The sequence below is a fragment of the Rhizobium acidisoli genome, assembly GCF_002531755.2.
Lineage (GTDB): Bacteria > Pseudomonadota > Alphaproteobacteria > Rhizobiales > Rhizobiaceae > Rhizobium > Rhizobium acidisoli.
This window is the reverse complement of the sequence record NZ_CP034998.1, coordinates 1,175,801-1,192,654: the sequence shown is the minus strand read 5'-3', so window position 1 is coordinate 1,192,654 and position 16,854 is coordinate 1,175,801. Positions and strand designations below refer to the sequence as shown.

General features: G+C 61.2%; 20 protein-coding genes. 8 read left to right on the top strand and 12 right to left on the bottom strand.

The features are described from left to right. Nucleotides 1–29: 29 nt before the first annotated feature. From CO657_RS05990 to CO657_RS05975, 4 genes are all read right to left on the bottom strand, one after another. A complete protein-coding gene (locus CO657_RS05990; RefSeq protein ID WP_003587418.1) occupies nt 30–2,168 on the bottom strand; it encodes a sodium-translocating pyrophosphatase in 2,139 nt (712 codons plus the stop codon). Between the two features lie 198 nt (nt 2,169–2,366). Continuing rightward, nucleotides 2,367–2,849 (bottom strand): transcription antitermination factor NusB, encoded by a 483-nt coding sequence (gene nusB, locus CO657_RS05985; protein ID WP_054181836.1) that lies wholly within the window; start codon nt 2,847–2,849, stop codon nt 2,367–2,369. 3 nt (nt 2,850–2,852) lie between these two features. After that, nucleotides 2,853–3,308 (bottom strand): 6,7-dimethyl-8-ribityllumazine synthase, encoded by a 456-nt coding sequence (ribH, locus tag CO657_RS05980; protein WP_012557282.1) that lies wholly within the window; start codon nt 3,306–3,308, stop codon nt 2,853–2,855. A 3-nt stretch (nt 3,309–3,311) separates the two neighbouring features. Continuing rightward, nucleotides 3,312–3,521, bottom strand: a complete 210-nt coding sequence (locus tag CO657_RS05975; protein ID WP_128715523.1) for a hypothetical protein — start codon at nt 3,519–3,521, stop codon at nt 3,312–3,314. 130 nt (nt 3,522–3,651) lie between these two features. On the opposite strand from CO657_RS05975, the gene CO657_RS05970 reads away from it, so the two are divergent. From CO657_RS05970 to CO657_RS05960, 3 genes are all read left to right on the top strand, one after another. Then, nucleotides 3,652–4,011 carry a hypothetical protein gene (locus CO657_RS05970; protein WP_054181835.1) on the top strand — a complete coding sequence of 120 codons (360 nt, stop codon included), beginning with the start codon at nt 3,652–3,654 and terminating at the stop codon, nt 4,009–4,011. Between the two features lie 191 nt (nt 4,012–4,202). Beyond that, on the top strand, nt 4,203–4,721 hold the full coding sequence (locus CO657_RS05965) for a cupin domain-containing protein (RefSeq protein ID WP_054181834.1): 519 nt from the start codon (nt 4,203–4,205) through the stop codon (nt 4,719–4,721). 10 nt (nt 4,722–4,731) lie between these two features. After that, nucleotides 4,732–5,247 (top strand): GNAT family N-acetyltransferase, encoded by a 516-nt coding sequence (locus CO657_RS05960; protein ID WP_054181833.1) that lies wholly within the window; start codon nt 4,732–4,734, stop codon nt 5,245–5,247. Here CO657_RS05960 and CO657_RS05955 read toward each other — a convergent pair. From CO657_RS05955 to CO657_RS05930, 6 genes are all read right to left on the bottom strand, one after another. After that, a complete protein-coding gene (locus CO657_RS05955; RefSeq protein WP_054181832.1) occupies nt 5,244–5,861 on the bottom strand; it encodes a riboflavin synthase in 618 nt (205 codons plus the stop codon). The two genes, CO657_RS05960 and CO657_RS05955, sit on opposite strands and share 4 nt — an antisense overlap. Then, nucleotides 5,861–7,075: a bifunctional diaminohydroxyphosphoribosylaminopyrimidine deaminase/5-amino-6-(5-phosphoribosylamino)uracil reductase RibD gene (gene ribD, locus CO657_RS05950; RefSeq protein WP_054181831.1), complete on the bottom strand. Its 1,215-nt coding sequence runs from the start codon at nt 7,073–7,075 to the stop codon at nt 5,861–5,863. The genes CO657_RS05955 and ribD overlap by 1 nt, the downstream gene beginning before the upstream one ends. A 3-nt stretch (nt 7,076–7,078) precedes the next feature. After that, nucleotides 7,079–7,555: a transcriptional regulator NrdR gene (gene nrdR / locus CO657_RS05945; protein ID WP_003547190.1), complete on the bottom strand. Its 477-nt coding sequence runs from the start codon at nt 7,553–7,555 to the stop codon at nt 7,079–7,081. Between the two features lie 9 nt (nt 7,556–7,564). Beyond that, nucleotides 7,565–8,863 carry a serine hydroxymethyltransferase gene (gene glyA, locus CO657_RS05940; RefSeq protein ID WP_054181830.1) on the bottom strand — a complete coding sequence of 433 codons (1,299 nt, stop codon included), beginning with the start codon at nt 8,861–8,863 and terminating at the stop codon, nt 7,565–7,567. A 215-nt stretch (nt 8,864–9,078) separates the two neighbouring features. Then, complete coding sequence (locus CO657_RS05935; RefSeq protein ID WP_012557272.1) at nt 9,079–10,380, bottom strand: L,D-transpeptidase family protein; 1,302 nt, start codon at nt 10,378–10,380, stop codon at nt 9,079–9,081. Between the two features lie 679 nt (nt 10,381–11,059). Beyond that, nucleotides 11,060–11,245, bottom strand: coding sequence for a hypothetical protein (locus tag CO657_RS05930; protein WP_054181829.1), 186 nt, complete (start codon nt 11,243–11,245; stop codon nt 11,060–11,062). A 558-nt stretch (nt 11,246–11,803) separates the two neighbouring features. Between CO657_RS05930 and CO657_RS38200 the strand changes: the two genes are divergently transcribed. Beyond that, nucleotides 11,804–11,920: a hypothetical protein gene (locus CO657_RS38200; protein WP_425375992.1), complete on the top strand. Its 117-nt coding sequence runs from the start codon at nt 11,804–11,806 to the stop codon at nt 11,918–11,920. Nucleotides 11,921–12,106: 186 nt separating this feature from the next. Here CO657_RS38200 and ldtR read toward each other — a convergent pair whose 3' ends face one another. Beyond that, entirely contained in the window at nt 12,107–12,622 is a 516-nt protein-coding gene (gene ldtR, locus CO657_RS05925; protein WP_003574072.1) for a transcriptional regulator LdtR, read from the bottom strand. 128 nt (nt 12,623–12,750) lie between these two features. Then, the gene (locus CO657_RS05920; protein ID WP_003587442.1) at nt 12,751–13,188 is read right to left on the bottom strand and encodes a DUF6163 family protein; all 438 of its coding nucleotides are present in this window, start codon (nt 13,186–13,188) and stop codon (nt 12,751–12,753) included. A gap of 218 nt (nt 13,189–13,406) precedes the next feature. On the opposite strand from CO657_RS05920, the gene hemB reads away from it, so the two are divergent. The 4 genes from hemB (at nt 13,407) to CO657_RS05900 (ending at nt 16,814) form a co-directional block, all read left to right on the top strand. After that, nucleotides 13,407–14,420 (top strand): porphobilinogen synthase, encoded by a 1,014-nt coding sequence (gene hemB, locus CO657_RS05915; protein ID WP_054181827.1) that lies wholly within the window; start codon nt 13,407–13,409, stop codon nt 14,418–14,420. A gap of 72 nt (nt 14,421–14,492) precedes the next feature. Then, nucleotides 14,493–14,951 (top strand): RDD family protein, encoded by a 459-nt coding sequence (locus CO657_RS05910; protein ID WP_054181826.1) that lies wholly within the window; start codon nt 14,493–14,495, stop codon nt 14,949–14,951. Between the two features lie 204 nt (nt 14,952–15,155). Next, complete coding sequence (locus CO657_RS05905) at nt 15,156–15,932, top strand: arginyltransferase (RefSeq protein WP_003587444.1); 777 nt, start codon at nt 15,156–15,158, stop codon at nt 15,930–15,932. Beyond that, the gene (locus tag CO657_RS05900) at nt 15,933–16,814 is read left to right on the top strand and encodes a DMT family transporter (protein WP_054181825.1); all 882 of its coding nucleotides are present in this window, start codon (nt 15,933–15,935) and stop codon (nt 16,812–16,814) included. Nucleotides 16,815–16,854 lie beyond the last annotated feature (40 nt).

Here is a 16,854-nt window from a genome sequence, read left to right as displayed (position 1 = left end):
ACCACGGCGAACCGTGATGCCTGGATTTATCAACCGGCGAGAACGGCGAGCAGCAGCAGCGCGACGATGTTGGTGATCTTGATCGCCGGGTTGACGGCGGGGCCGGCCGTGTCCTTGTAGGGATCGCCGACGGTATCGCCGGTGACCGACGCCTTGTGCGCATCCGAGCCCTTCATGTGACGCACGCCGTCCTTGTCGACGAAGCCGTCCTCGAAGCTCTTCTTGGCATTGTCCCAGGCGCCGCCGCCCGATGTCATCGAGATGGCGACGAACAGGCCGTTGATGATGACGCCGAGCAGCGATGCGCCGAGAGCGGCGAAGGCCGAGGCCTTGGAGCCGGAGATGAGCAGCACGCCGAAATAGACGACGATCGGCGCCAGCACCGGCAGCAGCGACGGCACAAGCATCTCGCGGATGGCGGCCTTGGTCAGAAGGTCGACCGCCTTGCCGTAATCCGGCTTCTCGGTGCCCTGCATGATGCCGGGCTTTTCCTTGAACTGACGGCGCACCTCTTCGACGATCGAACCGGCGGCGCGGCCGACGGCGGTCATGGCGATGCCGCCGAAGAGATAGGGGATCAGGCCGCCGAACAGCAGGCCGGCGACGACATAGGGGTTCGACAATTCGAACGAGATTTCGCCGATATTGGCGAAATAGGGATACTGGTCGCCATGGGCTGCGAAATACCTGAGGTCGTTGGCGTAGGCGGCGAAGAGCACCAGCGCGCCGAGACCCGCCGAGCCGATCGCATAACCCTTGGTGACCGCCTTGGTGGTATTGCCGACGGCGTCGAGCGCGTCGGTCGATTTGCGCACCTCAGGCGGCAGATGCGCCATTTCGGCGATGCCGCCGGCATTGTCGGTGACTGGGCCGAAGGCGTCGAGCGCGACGATCATGCCGGCAAGGCCGAGCATGGCGGTAACGGCGATGCCGGTGCCGAAAAGGCCGCCGAGCTGGTAGGTGGCAAGAATGCCGCCGACGATGACGATCGCCGGCAGGGCGGTCGATTCCAGCGAGACCGCCAGGCCCTGGATGACGTTGGTGCCGTGACCGGTCACCGACGACTGGGCGATCGACACGACCGGACGCTTGCCGGTGCCGGTGTAGTATTCGGTGATGACGACGATCAGCGCGGTGACGACGAGGCCGACAAGGCCGCAGACGAACAGGTTCGTGCCGGTGACGTCGGCGCCGGCGACCGTGCCGAGCGAGCCCCAGCCGACCGTCAGCGAGGTGGCAGCGCCGAGACCGACGATCGACAGCAGGCCGGTGACGATGAGCCCCTTGTAGAGCGCGCCCATGATCGAGCCGTTCGAGCCGAGCTTGACGAAGAAGGTGCCGATGATCGAGGTGATGATGCAGGCGCCGCAGATCGCCAGCGGATAGATCATCGCCGACTGGAGGATCGGCGCGCCGGCAAAGAAGATTGCGGCGAGAACCATGGTGGCGACGACGGAAACCGCATAAGTCTCGAAAAGGTCGGCGGCCATGCCGGCGCAATCGCCGACATTGTCGCCGACGTTATCGGCAATCGTTGCCGGGTTGCGCGGATCGTCCTCCGGAATGCCGGCTTCCACCTTGCCGACGAGGTCGCCGCCGACATCGGCGCCCTTGGTGAAGATGCCGCCGCCGAGACGGGCGAAGATGGAAATCAGCGAAGCACCGAAGCCGAGCGCCACCAGCGCATCGATGACTTCGCGCGAGCCGCTCTCATGGCCGAGGCCGAAGGTCAAAATAGTATAGTAAATGGAGACGCCGAGCAGTGCGAGGCCCGCCACCAGCATGCCGGTGATCGCACCCGACTTGAAGGCGATGTCGAGGCCGGCGGAAAGGCTGGTGGAAGCCGCCTGGGCGGTGCGCACATTGGCGCGGACGGAGACATGCATGCCGATGAAGCCGGCAGCCCCGGAAAGCACGGCGCCGATCAGGAAGCCGATGGCGGCCGTGGCGGAAAGAAGCAGCCAGGCTGCGATGAAAACAACGACGCCGACAAGGGCAATGGTTCTGTACTGGCGGGTCAGATAGGCCTGAGCGCCTTCGCGGATATAACCCGCGATCTCCTGCATGCGGCTGTTGCCCTGATCGGCGGCAAGCACCGACCGGGTTGCCCAGGCGGCATAGACCACCGAGAGCAGACCGCATGCGATTACGCATAAAAGAATCGTCATTTCGCTCTTTCCTCCCATAGGCCGGAGCTCACTCCTTCTCCGGCAGATATGCCGCCGACTCGCCTTCCTCTCCACAGAAATGCCACAGCTAAGCGGTGCGGAGATTGCGTGGTCGATCACGTGGCGTCAAGACCGCAACGAGCGAAAACCGTTGCAGTGCGAAGAAAGACTTAGGGAGATTGTTTGGCGGCTAAAGACTTACTTCTTCGTGTCGCCGCGAACCTGCTTTGCAATGCGGTCGAGCACCGCATTGACGAGCTTCGGCTCGTCGTCATCGAAGAAGGCCTGGGCGATCTCGACATATTCGGTGACGATGACCGCCACCGGGACGTCCTTGCGGTCGGTGATCTCGAAGACGCCGGCGCGCAGGATGGCGCGCACGGTGCTGTCGAGGCGCGACAAGGCCCAGTCATCCTGCAGGGCTGCGGCAATCAGCGGATCGAGACGGGTCTGATCGCGCACGACGCCGGAGACGATGGAACGGAACCAGCCGGCATCGGCCTTCAGATAGGTCGCGCCGTCGAGTTCCTGGCCGAGACGGTGCGCCTCGTATTCGGCGACGATTTCCAGAACGCCGGTGCCGCCGACATCCATCTGATACAGTGCCTGAACGGCAGCAAGACGGGCAGCGCCCCGCTGGTTTGCAGTCTTGACCGGCCGTTCCGTCTTGTCGTCGTTCATTCGTTATGCACCCAGTTTCTGCTTCAGCTCGATCATCGTCAGAGCTGCGCGAGCGGCAAATCCGCCCTTGTCCTTGTCCGAGCGGCGCGCGCGCGCCCATGCCTGTTCATCGTTCTCGACGGTCAGAATGCCGTTGCCGATGGCAAGGGACTCGCTGACCGCAAGATCCATCAAAGCGCGCGAGGATTCGTTCGACACGATATCGAAGTGATAGGTCTCGCCGCGAATGACCATGCCGAGCGCGACATAGCCATCATAATGCGTTCCGCCATTGTCGTCTCCATCGAGCGACATGGCAATCGCCGCCGGAATTTCCAGTGCGCCGGGAACGGTGACGACCTCGAAAGTGGCGCCGGCCTGTTCCAAGGCGAAGATCGCGCCTTCGAGCAGGGCATCGGCCATGTCGTCGTAGAAGCGGGCCTCAACGATCAAAATATGGGGAGCGGTCTCTCTCGGCATGGTTCACCTTCGTTTTGTGGGGCGTTTTCCACTCGGCAGCCCGCGGTCAAAACATGCCTTCACCAGAATGGCAAGCACTTTCGCCCGATGCCGCAACGCCAAAGAAGAAATATCCGCAAGGGGATAGCCACGCCCCGCCTGCACTGCTCGGCAAGCCTCTCGAAGCGGTTTACCCGCATGCCTGGAAAACGGCAATTCGAAGGCGAATTTCATGAACAATTCTTAATTGTTTTTCAGTGGCTTAGCCTATTGAATCGCCAGGAGGAGAGCGCCAATTCCATGTCGTGACAGACGATCCCCTGCAACGACAGTCGACCGTCAAAGCAGATGAAAGGATACAATCATGAACCGCGTTGTCACCATCAGCATCGCTGCCGCCCTCTCCTCCCTCGCATTTGCCGGCGTCAGCCGAGCCGAAAGCCTCGGGATGAACACCGCCCGGGGCATTGAGCAGACACTCCGGACCTTCCACGGCAATGATTTCAACGTCGCGCAGGTCCATAACTGGCGCAACCTCGACGACGAGAATACCGGGCCGCGCTCGGCGCCGGAACGTTCCGGCCAGGCCGTTCACGCCATCCAGGCCTCGATCGACGCCAACAGGTCGCTTGCCCATCGGCTCAACAACGAGGGCGTCGACGTCCGCAACATCGTCAATGCCGAACAGGCAGCCGACGGAAGCCTGACCTTCTACGTCCGCTGACGCTTCAGTGCATCGCGTCCCCTTCGGTGCGCGGCGCTCAAAGCATGGGCGGCGGTCTCCTCTCCGCCCATGCCTTTCTCTGCCATGCCTTTTCTCCGCCATGCCTTTTCTCTGCCATGACGGGATTTTCCAGAAAACCATTGAATTTTCCCAGGCGATGATGGCTTCTCTTCCTGCAACAGGAGGACATCATGGCTAGGGAATCGAAGGCGGTGATCAATATCGCCGATCTCAAGCTCGACCACTGGAAACAGGGCGCGCTCTATGAAAGCGTCGACACGTCGTTCGGCACGCTTCTCGGCCTGACCGGCCTCGGCATCAGCTACAACGAGGTGCCGCCGGGCAAATCGGGCTGCCCCTTCCACAACCACCATGTTGAAGACGAGCTTTTCTACGTGATTTCAGGCACCGGCGAATACCGCTTGGGCGACGAGCGCCATGCGATCAAGGCGGGCGACGCGCTCGGCGCCCCGGCCGGCGGCGCGGAAACGGCGCACCAGATCATCAACACCGGCACGGCTCCGCTCATCTATCTCGGCATCTCGACGATGGCGAAGACCGAGATCGTCGAATATCCGGATTCCGGAAAGTTTCTTGCCAAGACAAACAGGGCCAAAACAAACGAGGAAGGTTCCGAACCTCTGCGCTTCCGCCATATCGGCAGGCCGGAAAGCGATCTCGACTATTGGGACGGCGAACCTGGCGCTTGAGGGATCCGATATGACCGATATTCCGACCCTCGAAACCGAGCGGCTGACGCTCCGCCCGCACCGCCTCGACGATTTCGAGGCGCATGCGGCACTCTGGGCGGACGAAAACGTCGTCCGCTTCATCACCGGCATCCCATCGACGTGCGAGCAGAGCTGGAGCCGCATGCTGCGGATTGCCGGCATGTGGCATCATATGGGCTTCGGCTTTCTGGCGATCGAGGAAAAGTCGAGCGGCCGGTTCATCGGCGAAGCCGGCTTCATGGAATCCCGCCGCGAGATGGAACCCTCGATCGAGGGGACGATGGAACTCGGCTGGGCGCTGATGCCCTCGGTACACGGCCGCGGTTATGCCACCGAGGCGCTGACCGCGCTGATCGGTTGGGCGGAGCGCTATTTCCCCGGAAAACCGATGAGCTGCATCATCAGCCCGCAGAACCAGGCCTCGTTGAAGGTCGCAGCCAAACTCGGTTTTCGCGAGACCACGCGCACGCAGTATAACGGCGAGATCATTCAGTTTTCGCGTTAGGACTGTGGCTGAGGGAATTCTGCCAGCCGGGCGGCGTAACGCGCCATGGTGTCGACTTCGAAATTGACGAAATCGCCGGCCTTGCGTTCGCCCCAGGTGGTGACCTCGAGCGTGTGGCGGATGAGCAGGACGTCGAAATCGGTGCCGTCGACCGCATTGACGGTCAGCGAGGTGCCGTCGAGGGCGATCGAGCCCTTGGGGGCGACGAATTTCGCCAGATGCTCGGGCGCGCGCAGCCGGTAACGGGTGGCGTCGCCCTCCGATGTCACCGAGAGGATTTCCGCCTTGCCGTCGACATGGCCGGAAACGATGTGACCGCCGAGTTCATCGCCTATTTTCAGTGACCGTTCGAGATTGATGCGGCTGCCTTCCCGCCAGGTGCCGATCGTCGTCAGCCGCAGCGCCTCTTCCCAGGCCTCGACCTCGAACCAGCGGCCGTTGCTGCCTTCATCAGGCAGACCCGTCACGGTCAGGCAGATGCCGGAATGCGAGATCGAGGCGCCCATGTCGATCGTTGCGGGATCGTAGGCGGTGGCGACCCGCAGCCGGATGCCTTCCTTCAGCGGGGAAACGGATTCGACCGTGCCGACATCGGTGACTATTCCGGTAAACATCAAAGCCCTCTTTCGTATTCGTCCAGGCGATCTTCGCCGAACATCTGCGTGCCCGTCTGGGCAAAACCCGGTGGTATGTCGGTTGCATCAAGCGGCGATTCAATACCGCCCTCGCCGATGACCACAGGCGCCTGGTAAAGCTGAATGCGGTCGACGAGGCCAGCCTCGAGAAAAAGCCGGGCGGTCTTGGCGCCGCCCTCGACCAGAAGCGAGGAAATACCGCGTGTTGCCAAGGCCGGCAGCAGGATTTCCGGATGATAGGGATTGCAGTAGACGATCTCGACACCGGCGGCTTCGAGAGCGGTGCGGCGGGAGTCCAGGTCCATAGCAGCGGCGGGGAGTGTGGCACCCCCCTCTGTCCTGCCGGACATCTCCCCCACAAGGGGGGAGATTGGCTGGGGGTTAGCTCCCAGGGCAGAGGGGGATAACCCTTCCTCTGACCCTGATGGCGAAATCTCTTCACTCGCCACCACGATCACCGGGACATCGCGCGCCGTCTGAACCAGCTTGCTCGTCAGCGGCAGGGCCAGCGAGGGATCGAGCACGATGCGGATGGGGGACTGAGCCTCAAGGCCTGGTGTCCGAACCGTCAGCAGCGGATCATCTGATATTGCGGTGCCGATGCCGACAAGGATCGCGTCGGTTTCGGCGCGCAGCGCCTGAACCTCGGCGCGGGCCTCCGGACCGGTTATCGCCACCTGCCCCGCGCCCTCGCGGCCAATCATGCCGTTGGCGGAAACGGCAAGTTTGAGAGTCACATAAGGCCGGTTCTTCGTCTGGCGGGTGAGATAGCCGGCAAGCGAACGCCGTCCATCCGCCTCCAGCACGCCGGCATCCACCTCGATACCGGCTTCCCGCAGCATGGCGATACCACGGCCGGAGACGCGTGGATCGGGATCGGTGACGCTGATGACGACACGGGCAACGCCATAGGCGATCAGCGCCTCGGCGCAAGGGGGGGTCTTACCGTGATGCGAGCAGGGTTCGAGCGTCACATAGGCTGTGGCGCCGCGGGCAGCAGCGCCTGCTTCGGCGAGCGCCTGCGGCTCGGCATGCGGGCGGCCGCCGACGGCGGTGACAGCCTGGCCGACGACGACACCGTCCCTGACGATCAGGCAACCGACGGAGGGGTTGGTGGCGGTGCGGCCGAGATGCCGGCGCGACAGGCGGATCGCCGCCGCCATGAAACTCTCGTCATGCGGCGTGACGCTCATGGCTCACCTGTCCAGCGGGTCGCGGGCGATCTTGGCGTTGATTTCGGAAATGACTTTTTCGAAATCCTCGGCAAGCGAGAAATCCCGATAGACGGAGGCGTAGCGCACGAAGCCGACATCGTCGAGGCTCTTCATCGCTTCGAGCACCTGCAGGCCGATCTGTTCGGAGGAGATCTCCGTCTCGCCGGAGCTTTCGAGCCGGCGGACGATGCCGGACACGGCGCGCTCGATGCGGTCACGCTCGACAGGGCGTTTGCGCAGTGCCACTTCGAAGGAGCGCACCAGCTTGTCTCGATCGAAGGGAACCTTGCGGCCGGTCTTCTTGATGACCATCAGCTCGCGCAGCTGCACGCGCTCGAAGGTAGTGAAGCGGCCGCCGCAATCCGGACAGATACGCCGCCGGCGGATGGACGTATTGTCCTCCGCCGGACGCGAATCTTTAACCTGTGTATCTTCCGAACCGCAATAGGGGCAGCGCATCGCTACTCCTTATCCCATGTAGTCATACATTGGGAAGCGGTCAGTGAGGTTGACCACCTTGCCGCGCACGGCGGCTTCGACGGCGGCGTTGCCTTCATCGGAATTGGCAGCCTTCAGGCCGTCGAGAACCTCGACGATGAGATTGCCGATTTCGCGGAATTCGGCTTCCTTGAAGCCGCGGGTGGTGCCGGCCGGCGCGCCGAGGCGCACACCGGAGGTGACGAAGGGCTTCTCCGGATCGAAGGGAATGCCGTTCTTGTTGCAGGTGACGTAGGCGCGGCCGAGAGCAGCTTCGGCGCGTTTGCCGGTGGCGTTCTTCTTGCGCAGGTCGACCAGCATCAGATGGTTGTCGGTGCCACCGGAGACGACGTCGAGACCACCAGCGATCAGCGTTTCGGCCAGCGCCTTGGCGTTCTTGACGACCTGGGCGGCGTAATCCTTGAACTCGGGCTGCAGCGCCTCGCCGAAAGCGACGGCTTTGGCGGCGATGATGTGCATCAGCGGACCACCCTGCAGGCCGGGGAAAACGGCCGAATTGAACTTCTTCGCCAGATCCTCTTCATTGGTGAGGATGACGCCGCCACGCGGGCCGCGCAGCGACTTGTGGGTCGTCGTCGTCGCGACATGGCAATGCGGGAACGGCGACGGATGCTGGCCGCCGGCGACGAGGCCGGCGATGTGGGCCATGTCGACCATCAGATAGGCGCCGACCGAGTCGGCGATCTCGCGGAAGCGCTTCCAGTCCCAGATGCGGGAATAGGCGGTGCCGCCGGCGATGATCAACCTCGGCTTGGTTTCCTTGGCTTTGCGCTCGACTTCATCCATGTCGAGCAGGTTGTCGCCTTCGCGCACGCCGTAGGAGACGACGTTGAACCACTTGCCGGACATGTTGACCGGCGAACCATGCGTGAGGTGGCCGCCCGAGTTCAGGTCGAGACCCATGAAGGTGTCGCCCGGCTGCAGCAGCGCCAGGAACACGGCCTGGTTCATCTGCGAGCCCGAATTCGGCTGGACGTTGGCGAAATTGACGCCGAACAGCTTCTTGGCGCGCTCGATCGCCAGCTCCTCGGCGATATCGACGAACTGGCAGCCGCCGTAATAACGCTTGCCGGGATAACCCTCGGCATATTTGTTGGTCATGATGGAGCCCTGAGCTTCCAGCACGGCGCGGGAGACGATGTTCTCGGAAGCGATCAGTTCGATCTCGTGCCGTTGGCGACCGAGTTCCTTTCCGATCGCGCCGAAAATCTCGGGATCGACGTCCGCAAGCGAGCGATTGAAGAAGGACTCGGTGGAAGCATTGGTCATGGCGGGCTCCTCAACTGGAATGCGCTGAGGTATTAGCCTTCCGCCGTGGCAAGGGCAATACGGAGAACGACATTTGCTGAGCAAAGCGCGCGCTCCCGTCATTTTGCGACGGCGCAGCGCTAAGGACCGGCCATCACGTCGCCGAGTGCCCTCCCCGGCATAAAAAAACCGCGCTGGGAAGGCGCGGTTTGAAGATGCGATGCAGAGGCCGCCGTTTATTGGACCGGCTGTTCCATGCCGGCCGTGGTATCGAGCGCCAGCTCGGCATTGCCGTCCATCTGATAGATGTCGTCGCGGAACTGGACGATGCCGTCGGGCATGCCCCAGGCGGAAATGTAGACGAAATAGACCGGAACTTCCGTGGCGAGTTTGACCGGCGTGTTGACGCCGGATGCGATCACCTGCTCCATCTGCTGGCGGTTCCAGCCGGGGGTCTCGCGCAAGAGCCAGTTCGACAAGTCGCGCACGTTCTGGACGCGGACGCAGCCAGACGACTCGAAGCGCATCAGCTTATTGAACAGGCCCTGCTGCGGCGTGTCGTGCATGTACTCGCCGTTCTTGTTGTAGAAGTTGATCTTCGTCGAGGCCATAGCGTTGGTCTTGCCGGGGTCCTGGCGGAACATCAGGTTGGGCGCCTCGCCGTTCCAGTCGATGGTCTCGGGGGCGACTTCGTTGCCCTTGCCGTCGATCAGGCGGATGGCATTCTTTTCGAGATAGGTCGGATCCTTGCGCATCAGCGGCATGATGTCCTTCTCGACGATCGAGCGCGGCGAGGTCCAGTAGGGGTTGAGGATGACCTCGTAGATCTTCGAATTGACGAGATGTGTCGGACGGCTGAGACGGCCGACAACCGCGGTGTGGCGCGTCGCGACAGTGCCATCCTCGACAGCTTCGACATAGGCAGCCGGGATGTTGACCATCACGTGGCGGCGGCCGAGATCCTCGGGGAACGTCTGCAGGCGAATGATATTGGTGTTCAGCTGCTGCAGGCGGACATCGGCGGGGATGTTCATCGCCTTCAGCGTGAATTCGCCGAGCACACCATCGGACGGCAGGCCGTGGCGGGCCTGGAAGCGCTTGACGGCGCCGTCGACATAGGAGTCGAAGGCACTCGACATGCCGGCCTCGCGCGGCAGGTCGCCGGTGATCGCCAGGCGCTGGCGCAGCGCCTGAACTGCGGGATGGCTGACGCCGAGCTGCAGCTTCTGGTCACCGGGATTGACCTCCGGCCAGCCGCCGGCGGCCGCGATCTGCTGATACTGCATGACCGCCTGCTGGGCGCTGGCGAGCGATTGGGGACCAAGGATCGGCGTGTTGGAAACGACGGCGCTTGCCGTGCGCGAAGCCGCCTTGGCATCGAACTGGTCGTCCCAGTTGCCGCGGCGCGGCGCATTGATCAGCGTATCGATCGCCGATTGCGCGAAGGCCGGCGCGGCAATCGCGCTTACGCCAACCGTTGCCGCGGACGCAAGGAAAGCGCGGCGCGAGAGAGCTTCATTTCCGTTTTTCTTCGACATAGTCCCAACCACTGAATGCGGCGATAAAGAGAAGCCGCGGCTCTTTGCGATATTACTGCGCTCTAACGCAGATCTCTGTGCATTTGTTGTCCCGGCAGATCAAAACTTTCCGCTTGCCCCATCACAAGATTGCGATGCGACAGCCTGACCATTTTTGATCGGTCCATTGAAAGCGCCGGTTGTTAAGCCTTCCGCTGCCACACCAATATGGCCAATTCGTGTTGCCGAGCCGGAAGGCGGACTATCCGCCTACCGGAAACACGACACAACGAACCATATGACGAGCTAAACCGTGCCGGTTAATAACGGCTAAAAAACGGCTTGGATACGGGTGATAATGCTTGCCCGCCTGGCGTTGCAAAGATGCCACGCAGTGCCAGCGGCAAGACCGGACGCGCAGGGACACGTCCGGTTTTCTGCAACCATGAAAGGGAAGGAAGCCCCTGAACGACAAATATTGTTTACGGCATTCTCAGGTGTCGCAAGCTCTTTCGTTCCGCCACGTCACGCGCAGACACACGAATAGCCCAAGATCGTCAACGGCCTCCGCCATGATAGCTACATGGCTAAGATTCATCTCTTCTCCATGGACAGCAATGGAGGATGATGAACGAGCGGAAGGTACCCCTGGTCGTTGCTCCTCACGACCGCTCAATCACAATCCCCGCGCTTGCGGGGCTTATTTTTCGATGGATGCTGTCGCTTGCGGTCCGTGCAGCCAATCAACCACTTTCGTTCCGCCGAAGTAGCTGACCCCGGCGACGAAAGTGAAGATGCAGAAGAGAACGGCAATGACTGGGAACCTGCCGACCGCAGAGGCCTTCAGCTTGCCATATTCGATTATAAGGGATTCTTTGTCATCCATAGCGCGCACTTCTCCTTAAAAAAGAAATAGTGCTCGCTGCTGCTGCTGCGCATAAACCACACCCCATTGATTCTGTCGAGTCCAACATTCCCCGCGTTCGCGACATGTTCTAATTCATCGACACAAAACTAGCGCTGGTGTGAGCGCCCATTTAAATTGAAATCACTCATGTTTTTTTAGTTGAACCCATAATCCAAAGTCATGAGGCCACCCGCACATCTTTCACGGCATCTCCAGGTTATTCGACTTCTCCACCGTCCATACGATTTGCGGGATCAGCGACCAAGCCATTAGGCGCGAAAAGCACCGATGCCGATCAAGGCCAGCTTCAAGAAGCCCTGCGCCAAATGCGCAATCGAAAAGTGCCCTTGCGTGCATTGCGAATGCTTTCGAGACAGTCCATTGAAGGGAAGTGATCTTCATCTCGTCTTTCAGGGCTGACGTTGACCGCCCCGCTCCACCGATTGACAGTCACGACAGCTCGCCTGGGCATTTGGCAAGAGGCGACAACGAAGCACTCGAAGAAAAGATCAACAGCACACCTGCCTGCCAAGCGGCATGACGCTGGAGCAAGCGACTGACGTCGTGTGCAAATTCCTACAGGATAAATCCCACAAACCGAAACCTCTCGACGCTCTGCAGCATGCGTTATCCGGAGCGTGGCCTTGTAAGTGAGTGACAGCAGAAAAGCGCATCGCGGAGGGAAAGCCGCGTGCGCTTCAGGTGCCGATTGGAGGTCGGGTTTTACTGGCCCGCGAGTGGCGCGCAAACGAACGCCACCTTGTGCCATCGGTGCCCTTTCACGCATTCCCGCGCGGGATAGAGCCTTCTAGTATCTACGTAAAGCAAGCATGGACCCGATTACAGGCGATACATGATCGAGTCGTTCCAGAAGCGGTCGAGGCGCTGGAGCAGCTTGTTCATCTGGGTGAACTCGTCGGTGCCGATGCCGCCGACCTTGTCGATCGAGGTGATGTGGCGTTCGTAGAGTTTGGCCACCGTTTCGGCGATATCCTGGCCGGTTTCGGTCAGGCTGATGCGGACGGAACGGCGGTCGATGCGCGAGCGCTGGTGGTTGATGAAACCGAGGTCGACCAGCTTCTTGACGTTGTAGGAAACGTTGGAGCCGAGATAGTAGCCCCGCGAGCGCAGCTCGCCGGCGGTCAGTTCGGAATTGCCGATGTTGAAAAGGAGCAGCGCCTGGATGGCGTTGACGTCGCTGCGACCCTGACGGTCGAACTCGTCCTTGATGACGTCGAGAAGACGGCGGTGAAGACGTTCAACAAGATGAAGGGATTCCATGTAAAGATCACGGATGCCCTGATCCTGCTGGTCACGGAAGTTCGATACCGCCTGCGGCTTGATTTTCGTGTTCATATTGACTGCCTCACTGTTTGGTTGGCGGTGTGTTTTCTTCCCGCCTTGAGTGAGACCCTATCGAATACATATAAAATTCGACTTAAACCGCAGGCTTAACGGAGCCTTACTGGAAACCCCACGTTGTCTCAGGGTAAATCAACACTTACCTGGCGGCGGTGCCGGCGTTTTTCCAGCCAGAGCAGCAGGCGGAAAATCAGGTAGACGACGGCGACCATCACATGCAGCAGGATGATCAGTTTGTTGGGTCCGAAAATATTGGGCAGCAGGCCGTACATCAGGATTTGTCCGCCGGCGGCCAGCACCCAGATGACCGGTCCCCAGGAGACGGTGAGCCAAAGGCCGAGTGAGGCGACGGGAAAAAGCACGGCGAGACTGGTGCTCGCCACCTTCCAAGGCAGGCTCAAAAGATCGAAGCGGCCGGCGCCGACCAGCGAATAGCCGACCAGCATCGCCCAATATTGCAGGCCGAACCAGAAGCAGGAAACGGCGACCAGTCTCAGGAAAAGAATGAAGAGTATATCCGCCAGCGTGCGTTTCGGTATCGTCGGAGAATCGGTTTCCATAGCGCAGACATCGGTTCGGGGTTGCATCTTCATACGAGCGCCGCGTCTGACGACGCGCTGAAGATGCTCTATCACATCGCGCTCAGACGTAACGCCGAAAATCGATTTCGGGCTATACGCCTCAGCTTTTTCCACCGCGGCCAATCGTCCGGTTTGGATTTTTCGGGGGGCATGATAATGAGCGCTCCGATAAATGGAATGGGCCAGGGGCAGATATCATGCAGGATAGGACGCATCTCGTCGACGACATCACCGGCCATCGCCGCATGCGGCGCAACCGCAAGGCGGATTGGACACGCCGGCTTGTGCAGGAGAACCGGCTGACGGTCGACGACCTGATCTGGCCGATCTTCATCGTGCCCGGCTCCGGCATCGTCGATCCGATCCCCGCAATGCCGGGCGTCAACCGCATGAGCATCGACAAGGCCGTCGAAGCGGCACGCGAAGCGGCCGGCCTCGGCATTCCGGCGCTCGCGACCTTTCCGAATATCGAAATGGAGCTGCGCGACGAGACCGGCTCGAACAGCCTCGAAGCCAACAATCTGATCAATCAGGCAACAGGGGCGATCAAGAAGGCGGTGCCCAATATCGGCGTCATCACCGACGTCGCGCTCGATCCCTTCACCAGCCATGGCCATGACGGCATTTTGAGAGGCAGCGAGATCGTCAACGACGAGACGGTCGATCAGGTGGCGCGCGCCGCCGTGATGCAGGCGGATGCCGGCGCCGACATCATTGCGCCGTCGGAGATGATGGACGGGCGCATCGGCGCAATCCGCATGGCGCTCGATGCGGCCGGCCACCAGAGCGTCGGCATCATGAGCTATGCGACGAAGTTCGCCTCCGCCTTCTATGGCCCCTATCGCGAGGCGATCTCGACGGGCGGGCTGCTGAAGGGCGACAAGAAGACCTATTATATCGACCCAGCCAACGGCACCGAGGCGATCCGCGATGCGGCCCTCGACGTCGAGGAAGGTGCTGATATGCTGATGGTCAAGCCCGGCCTGCCCTATCTCGACATCTGCTGGCGGATGAAGGAAGCCTTCGGCCTGCCGACCTTCGCCTACCAGGTTTCCGGCGAATATTCGCAGATCAAGGCAGCGGCGATGAACGGCTGGATCGACGGCGAGCGGGCGATGCTCGAAACGCTGCTGTCGTTCAAGCGGGCGGGATGCGACGGCATCCTCACCTATTTCGCGGTCGAGGTGGCGAAAATTCTCAGCAAACGGTGATTTCGGCAGAAATATTGTATTTCCCACTGCCGATACCATATCTGCCGCATCGCTTTTCCGCAGGAGATTGAGATGAGCTACAACCCCAATCCGCTTTATGCCGCACCGGAGGACTGGCGCGCCTATAGCGGCGTGTTGAGCCGCCGTGTCTTCGCCTTCATCCTCGACTATCTGATCGTGTTGCTGCTCTGCATCCCCGCGGGCATGGTGCTGTTCTTCCTGTCGATCGTCACGCTCGGCCTCGGTTTCCTGCTCTACCCTGCCCTCTTCGTCATCGTCGCCGGCATCTATTTCGGCCTGACTGTCGGCGGGCGGAGCCAGGCCTCGCTCGGCATGCGCGCGATGGGCATCGCCATCGTGCGTGTCGACGGTCGGCCGATGGATTTCCTGACGGCGATCGTGCATCTGGCGCTGTTCTGGATCCTCAACTCGGTTCTGACGCCGCTGATCCTGCTTGCCGGCCTGTTTACCGAGCGCAGCCGCCTCATCCACGACCTGCTGGTCGGGACCGCGACGGTTCGCACCGCCTGAGCGTTGGCTCAAGACCACGGCTAAACCATTCAGCGGAGACGAAATAAAGTCTCCGCTTTCTCTTTGCCGGGGCCGCCACCGCTCCATATCTAAAATTAGAAGACCGATATGAAGGGCAAGAACCGCCCCGCTGTTGACGTTTTTTATTCTTAGGTCATGCTGTCAAGAAACGGCACGGTCTCGACAAGGAAATTTCCGCGACAGATGAATACGCAGACAACGCCATCCCCGCAGTTTTATCTGACGGCTCCGGCTGCGTGTCCGTATCTGCCGCATGAGATGGAGCGTAAGGTTTTTACCCATCTGGTCGGCCCGCGCGCCGCCGAGATGAACGATATCCTGACCCAGGGCGGTTTCCGCCGCTCCCAGAATATCGCCTACCGCCCGGCCTGCGAATCCTGTCGCGCCTGTGTTTCCGTGCGTATTCTCGCCCAGGAATTCGAGCCGACGAAATCGATGAAGCGGGTGCTTGCCGCCAATTCCGACGTCATCGCCACCGAATTCACGGCCCAGCCTTCCAGCGAGCAATATTCGCTTTTCCGCCGCTATCTCGATTTTCGCCACCAGCAGGGCGGCATGTCCGACATGACCGTGCTCGACTATGCGATCATGGTTGAGGACACGCATGTGAACACGCGAATCGTCGAGTACCGGCGGCGTGAAGAAGGCTCCGGACTGGAGCAGCGGCCGAAGGGCGAGCTGCTTGCCGCCGCCCTGACCGACACGATGAGCGACGGGCTGTCGATGGTCTATTCCTACTTCAATCCCGATCTCGAACGGCGGTCGCTCGGCACCTTCATGATTCTCGACCATGTCAGGCGCACGAAGGCGCTGGGCCTGCCGCATGTCTATCTCGGCTACTGGGTTCAAGGCTCGCGAAAAATGGACTATAAGACGCGCTTCCAGCCGCAGGAACATCTAACGCCGCGTGGCTGGGAACGTTTCGATCCCTCATCCATGCCCGAAAGCCCCCACGACTGAATGTCCACCGCTCTTTCCGATCATCGGAAGGGCCTGCTGCTGACGGCGATCGGCGGGCTGGCGCTTTCCATGGATATTCCGCTCGTCCGGCTTGGCGGTGGCGATATCTGGTCAATCCTGGGGACGCGAAGTGCAGCCACGGTTGTCGCCACGCTCGTCATCCTTGGAGCAATGCGCCTTGCCTCGGGCAAATGGCCGATGCTCGTGCCGGGGCGAGCCGGCCTGCTCGCCGGTCTGCTCTACGGCCTCTCGTCCCTCACTTTCGTGCTGGCCGTCTTCAATACGACCACAGCCAATGTCGTCTTCATCGTCGCCTTCAACCCGATGTTCGGGGCGCTTCTTTCCTGGATTTTCCTCAAGGAGAGACCGCAGGCCGCAACACTCGTCGCCATGCTGTTCATGATCCTCGGCGTCGGACTGATCGTGCGCGAAGGGCTTTCCAGCGGCCATTCTTTCGGCGATGCCATGGCGCTACTCAGCGCGTTTGTTCTTGCCGCGGCCATCACGATCGGGCGTGCCTCACGCCGGGAAATGGGCTTCGTGCCGCTGCTTGCCGCCATTCTGCCGGCCGTACTCGGCCTCACGCAAGCCCTGCCCTCGGGACTTTCCATCGCCCATCCCAGCTGGATCCTCGTCAACGGCGCCATCGTGATGCCCGTTGCCTTCTGGTGCCTGGCGACCGGGCCGCGTTATCTCTCCGCCCCCGAGGTCGGCATGTTCTATCTGCTCGAAACAGTGCTCGCCCCAATCTGGGTCTGGCTGATCTTTTCGGAAACGCCGGCGACGATGACACTCGGCGGCGGCGGCATCCTGATAGCGGCGATCGCCGGGCATTGCTTCTGGATGGTGCGGGGCAGAAACATCAGGCCATTGGCGGGATAGACATTGTCGCCTACCATCCCTCATGTTATAACGGCGTTAC

Bases quoted from the DNA above. Each gene is read 5' to 3' on its own strand.
- CO657_RS05990 (WP_003587418.1), bottom strand. From the start codon at position 2,168: ATGACGATTCTTTTATGCGTAATCGCATGCGGTCTGCTCTCGGTGGTC.
- nusB (WP_054181836.1), bottom strand. From the start codon at position 2,849: ATGAACGACGACAAGACGGAACGGCCGGTCAAGACTGCAAACCAGCGG.
- ribH (WP_012557282.1), bottom strand. From the start codon at position 3,308: ATGCCGAGAGAGACCGCTCCCCATATTTTGATCGTTGAGGCCCGCTTC.
- CO657_RS05975 (WP_128715523.1), bottom strand. From the start codon at position 3,521: ATGAAATTCGCCTTCGAATTGCCGTTTTCCAGGCATGCGGGTAAACCG.
- CO657_RS05970 (WP_054181835.1), top strand. From the start codon at position 3,652: ATGAACCGCGTTGTCACCATCAGCATCGCTGCCGCCCTCTCCTCCCTC.
- CO657_RS05965 (WP_054181834.1), top strand. From the start codon at position 4,203: ATGGCTAGGGAATCGAAGGCGGTGATCAATATCGCCGATCTCAAGCTC.
- CO657_RS05960 (WP_054181833.1), top strand. From the start codon at position 4,732: ATGACCGATATTCCGACCCTCGAAACCGAGCGGCTGACGCTCCGCCCG.
- CO657_RS05955 (WP_054181832.1), bottom strand. From the start codon at position 5,861: ATGTTTACCGGAATAGTCACCGATGTCGGCACGGTCGAATCCGTTTCC.
- ribD (WP_054181831.1), bottom strand. From the start codon at position 7,075: ATGAGCGTCACGCCGCATGACGAGAGTTTCATGGCGGCGGCGATCCGC.
- nrdR (WP_003547190.1), bottom strand. From the start codon at position 7,555: ATGCGCTGCCCCTATTGCGGTTCGGAAGATACACAGGTTAAAGATTCG.
- glyA (WP_054181830.1), bottom strand. From the start codon at position 8,863: ATGACCAATGCTTCCACCGAGTCCTTCTTCAATCGCTCGCTTGCGGAC.
- CO657_RS05935 (WP_012557272.1), bottom strand. From the start codon at position 10,380: ATGTCGAAGAAAAACGGAAATGAAGCTCTCTCGCGCCGCGCTTTCCTT.
- CO657_RS05930 (WP_054181829.1), bottom strand. From the start codon at position 11,245: ATGGATGACAAAGAATCCCTTATAATCGAATATGGCAAGCTGAAGGCC.
- CO657_RS38200 (WP_425375992.1), top strand. From the start codon at position 11,804: ATGACGCTGGAGCAAGCGACTGACGTCGTGTGCAAATTCCTACAGGAT.
- ldtR (WP_003574072.1), bottom strand. From the start codon at position 12,622: ATGAACACGAAAATCAAGCCGCAGGCGGTATCGAACTTCCGTGACCAG.
- CO657_RS05920 (WP_003587442.1), bottom strand. From the start codon at position 13,188: ATGGAAACCGATTCTCCGACGATACCGAAACGCACGCTGGCGGATATA.
- hemB (WP_054181827.1), top strand. From the start codon at position 13,407: ATGCAGGATAGGACGCATCTCGTCGACGACATCACCGGCCATCGCCGC.
- CO657_RS05910 (WP_054181826.1), top strand. From the start codon at position 14,493: ATGAGCTACAACCCCAATCCGCTTTATGCCGCACCGGAGGACTGGCGC.
- CO657_RS05905 (WP_003587444.1), top strand. From the start codon at position 15,156: ATGAATACGCAGACAACGCCATCCCCGCAGTTTTATCTGACGGCTCCG.
- CO657_RS05900 (WP_054181825.1), top strand. From the start codon at position 15,933: ATGTCCACCGCTCTTTCCGATCATCGGAAGGGCCTGCTGCTGACGGCG.